The organism is Maribellus sp. YY47, assembly GCF_023111095.1.
GTDB lineage: Bacteria > Bacteroidota > Bacteroidia > Bacteroidales > Prolixibacteraceae > Draconibacterium.
Map to the genome: position 1 here is coordinate 90701 of NZ_JALGYW010000018.1, position 1365 is coordinate 92065.

At 46.1% G+C, this 1365-nt stretch carries 1 protein-coding gene; it reads right to left on the minus strand.

What is annotated here, in order from left to right; translation table 11 throughout:
* Positions 1–1278: hypothetical protein (locus MR764_RS15215; protein WP_247980297.1), on the minus strand; the 1278-nt coding region annotated here is incomplete at its 3' end.
* Between the last annotated feature and the right edge of the window lie 87 nt (positions 1279–1365).

Below are 1365 nucleotides of genomic sequence, written 5' to 3' on the forward strand. Positions count from 1 at the left end.
TAGGGTATAAGTTAAAAGATGAGTTCCTACTCCGGCGACAGCTGGGTAGAAGTAAGTTCCTGAAACACCTGTTCCCGAAAGAACTCCGCCATCCGGAATTGCTTCGATGAGAACCGGATCGCTGTCTTCACAAAAAGAAAGTTCAGTATTCAGAATTTCGGGTTGAGGAATGGAATTTACCACAATATTGACGGTCGTTTCTCCGGTGCAGCCATTTTCGTCAGTTACGGAGTAAGTTAAGGTATGAATTCCTGCTCCGGCGACTGAAGGATCGAAGTAAAGTCCTGAAACACCGGTTCCGGAAAGAACTCCGCCCTCGGGAACAGCTTCGATGAGAACCGGATCGCTGTCTTCGCAAAAAGAAAGCTCAGTATTGAGGATTTCGGGTTGAGGAATGGAATTTACCACAACACTGACCGTGGTTTCTCCGGTGCAGCCGTTGTAATCGGTTACAGTATAAGTTAAAAGATGAGTTCCCGTTCCGGCGACTGAAGGATCGAAGTAAAGTCCTGAAACACCTGTTCCTGAAAGAACTCCGCCATCCGGAATTGCTTCGATAAGAACCGGATCGCTGTCTTCGCAAAAGGAAAGTTCAGTATTCAGAATTTCGGGTTGAGGAATGGGATTTACAATAACACTGACCGTGGTTTCTCCGGTGCAGCCGTTGGCATCGGTTAGGGTATAAGTTAAAAGATGAGTTCCTACTCCGGCGACAGCAGGGAAAAAGTAAGTTCCTGAAACACCGGTTCCGGAAAGTACTCCGCCCTCGGGAATAGCTTCGATGAGGACCGGATCGCTGTCTTCACAAAAAGAAAGTTCAGTATTCAGAATTTCGGGTTGAGGAATGGAATTTACAACAATACTGACTGTGGTTTCTCCGGTGCAGCCATTTTCGTCAGTTAAGGAGTAAGTTAAAGTATGAGTTCCTGCTCCGGCAACAGCAGGGAAAAAGTAAGTTCCTGAAACACCAGTTCCTGAAAGTATCCCTCCTTCGGGAACAGCTTCGATGAGAACCGGATCGCTGTCTTCACAAAAAGAAAGTTCAGTATTGAGGATTTCGGAGTGAAGCACAGAATCGACAATTAATTGAAAATCTGTGGATCCAATGCAATCATTTTCATCCGTTACGGTATAGGTCAGAAGATGAGTTCCCGTTCCGGCGACAGCTGGGTAGAAATAAGCTCCCGAAACACCGGTTCCGGAAAGAACTCCGCCATCCGGAATTGCTTCGATAAGAACCGGATCGCTGTCTTCGCAAAAAGAAAGTTCAGTATTCATAATTTCGGGTTGAGGAATGGAATTTACAATAACACTGACGGTCGTTTCTCCGGTGCAGCCATTTTCGTCAGTTACGGAGTAAGTTAA